The 2,991-nt window shown below is 74.3% G+C and carries 3 protein-coding genes; 1 reads left to right on the forward strand and 2 read right to left on the reverse strand.

All coding sequences use genetic code 11. The features are described 5' to 3' along the window. Positions 1-3: 3 nt before the first annotated feature. Together E1298_RS45685 and E1298_RS45690 are read right to left on the reverse strand one after the other, a co-directional pair. Positions 4-1,071, reverse strand: a complete 1,068-nt coding sequence (locus E1298_RS45685; protein ID WP_131903614.1) for a DUF4432 family protein — start codon at positions 1,069-1,071, stop codon at positions 4-6. Positions 1,072-1,082: 11 nt separating this feature from the next. Then, positions 1,083-1,844 (reverse strand): phytanoyl-CoA dioxygenase family protein, encoded by a 762-nt coding sequence (locus tag E1298_RS45690; RefSeq protein ID WP_131903615.1) that lies wholly within the window; start codon positions 1,842-1,844, stop codon positions 1,083-1,085. 138 nt (positions 1,845-1,982) lie between these two features. On the opposite strand from E1298_RS45690, the gene E1298_RS45695 reads away from it, so the two are divergent. After that, the coding region (locus tag E1298_RS45695; RefSeq protein WP_131903616.1) for a sugar kinase at positions 1,983-2,991 on the forward strand (1,009 nt) is incomplete at its 3' end.

Raw genomic sequence — 2,991 nt, forward strand, 5'->3', positions numbered from 1 at the left:
CGATCATCCCGCTGCCCCCTCGATGACCCCCGCCCGCAGCCAGAGCCGCCGCGTCGAGTGCGGGTCCAACCGGAGCGCGGTTCCGTTCTCCACCGCCGCCGCGAGCCCGTCGGTCGGGTATCCGGCGAACGGTTCGAGCCCCACTACGTACGCGCGGCCCCACCACGGGTGGCCCGCGGTCGCGCCGAGTTCCTGCCAGAGCCACAGGTGCGGCAGGACGGACACGTCCCAGCGCACGCGCATCCCGAGGCCCGCCGCCGGATCGACCACCTCGTACCGGCCTTCGCGCAGGTCGGTGAGGTAGACGATCTCGCTGGGCGCACCGTAGTCCGGGACGACGCCGAGATCGACCACCGCGTCCGGTCCGCCCTCCGGGTCGCCGGACGGGACGTCCGGCCAGTCGTAGGGCCCGCCCGCGCGCACACGGCGGCCGAGCGGATTGATCGCGGTCTCGTGCGGGACGACCCGCGTCCCCGCCGGGAGCCTGATCCGGTGCCCGGGACGCAGGAACGGCGCGCCGAACACGATGTGGTGGCCCCACATCACCTCCAGGACGACCCCGGACTCGTTCGCCAGTTCCTCCTCGACGATCAGCTCGGCCTCGCCGGACCGGAGCCGGAACGTCTTGGTCAGCCGCAGCGGCAGCCGCCTGCCCCGCACGGTGAGCCGCACCGCGACCTCGCGCGCGTCGTCGGTGACGATGTCGGCGTCCCACGGCAGCCCCGCGACCTCGCCGTGCTGGGCGAGCGCCGCGCCCCGGTAGGTGCCGGGCGCGCCGCCGTTGGGCAGGACCTCCTGCCAGCCGCCCTCGTAGTGGTCGAGGAACGCGGCGGTGTCGTCGGCGGCGCCCCCGGCCACGTCCCGGGGGTTGCGCAGGCCGTTCGGCGACAGCCAGACGAAGTCCATGTCGCGCGGCTTGAAGCAGAACTCGGCGATGTCGCCGCCCTTGCCGGCCAGGACGGTGACGCGCAGCAGCTCGTTCTCCAGCACCAGGGCGCGCAGGCCCGCCCAGGTGATCTCGTGGACGCGGGCGCCCCAGTTGCGGGCGGGGCGGTGCCGTCGATACGTCATCGGCGGGCCGGTCAGGTCCAGCTCTCCGCGCCCCGGAAGGCGAAATGCTCCCCCGGCACGTACCGGGGGCGCGGCCGGTAGGTGTTCACGCCCGCCTCGCCGCGCAGCAGCAGCGCCGAGGGCCACGGCTCCTCGGTGATCCGGGTCGAGGTCGGGATGTAGCGGATGGTCAGGCCGCAGCGCCGGTAGGGCGAGTCGTTGGCGTTGCTCCCGTGCATGATGTTCGGGTGGTGGACCTCGACGTCGCCGGGCTCCAGGACGAGGTCCACGGCGCGCGACTCGTCCACGCCGACGGCGCTCTCCACGCCGAAGACCGCCCCGGCGTCCTCCCGCTCCCTGGTCTCGTGCAGTTCCTGCCGGTGGCTGCCCGGGACGACGCGCAGGCAGCCGTTCTCCGGCGTCGAGCGGTCGACGGCGAGCCACAGCGTCACGACGCGCATCGGGTCCAGCGGCCAGAACGCGCCGTCCTGGTGCCAGAGCACCGCCTTGCCGGTGAACGGCGGCTTGGAGATGTAGGCGGACGCGAAGAGCGCGATATCGGGTCCGACGAACCTCTCGGCCACGTCCAGCAGCCGGTCGTCCGACACCAGCCGCACCCAGAACGGGTCCTTGGCGACCAGCTCGGTGGACAGGTCCTCGCCGGTACTGTCCGGGTGCCTGGCCTGGAGCCAGCGGACGTGCTGGTCCGCCTCGGCGATCAGCTCGGCGTCCAGCACGTCCCTGAAGATCGCGTATCCGTCGGCGTCGTAGCCCCGCATCGGGTCCTCGTGCATTGCGGCCCTTCCGTCAGCCGTTCCCTCGTTCATGTGAACCGCGGCACACGAAGTCTTAGTCATTAGATCACTTGTTGTCTAGATGTATCGTCGCCCTATTGCGGACATCGCGGACGCCCCCGAGCAGAGGAGCCGCCCATGAAGCGCGCTGGACAAGGTGACACGCTGGTAGCGCGCCGGACCGGAAGGACCGGAGCCGAGGGAACGGCCGGAGGGGCCGCACGGCCCGCCCGCGTCGCCCTGATCGGCGAGTGCATGATCGAGCTGAGCCATGTGGCGCCGGACCGGCTCGCCGTCGCCTACGCGGGCGACGCGTTCAACGTGGCCGCCTACCTGGCCCGGAGCGCGCCGCCGGGGACCGTGGACGCCCAGTTCGTCTCGCTCGTCGGCGACGACCCCTACAGCGCCGAGATGCGGGCCGCCTGGGCCGCCCGCGGGGTGGGCTCCGCGCACTCCCGCGCCGTCCCGGGCGGGAAGGCCGGGCTCTACCTCATCCGCACCGACGACGACGGCGAGCGGACGTTCCACTACTACCGGTCGCGGTCGGCGGCCCGTGGCCTGTTCGGGCCCGGCCACCCCGCCGAGATCGACGACGCCGTCGCCGACCACGACCTGGTCTACCTGTCCGGGATCACGCTGTCGGTCCTCGGCGCCGCCGCGCGGGCCAGGCTGCTGGACGTCCTGGACGAGACCCGGCGGCGCGGCGGGCTGGTCGCCTTCGACGGCAACTACCGTCCCGCCGGCTGGCCGTCCCCGGCGGCCGCCGCGTCCGCCATGGGCGCCGTGCTCGCCCGCACCGACATCGCGCTGCCCACGCTGGACGACGAGCGCGCCGTCTTCGGGGACACCGGTGCCGCCGACGCGGTCCGCCGGCTCCGCGCCGCCGGGGTCGGCGAGATCGCGGTCAAGCTCGGCGCCCGCGGCTGCGTGATCGCCGACAGGACGGGCGAGGAGGCGGTCCCGGCCGTCCCCGGCGTGCGCGTGGTCGACACCACGGCGGCGGGCGACGCCTTCAACGGCGGCTACCTCGCGGCCCGGCTCGGCGGGGCCGGCCGGCGCGCGGCGGCCGAGGCCGCGAGCGCCCTCGCGGCCCGGGTCATCGGCCACCGCGGGGCGTTCCCGCCGCCCGACGAGGCCCCTCCCGGCC

Origin of the sequence: Actinomadura rubrisoli, from assembly GCF_004349215.1 — a bacterium.
GTDB classification, from domain to species: domain Bacteria; phylum Actinomycetota; class Actinomycetes; order Streptosporangiales; family Streptosporangiaceae; genus Spirillospora; species Spirillospora rubrisoli.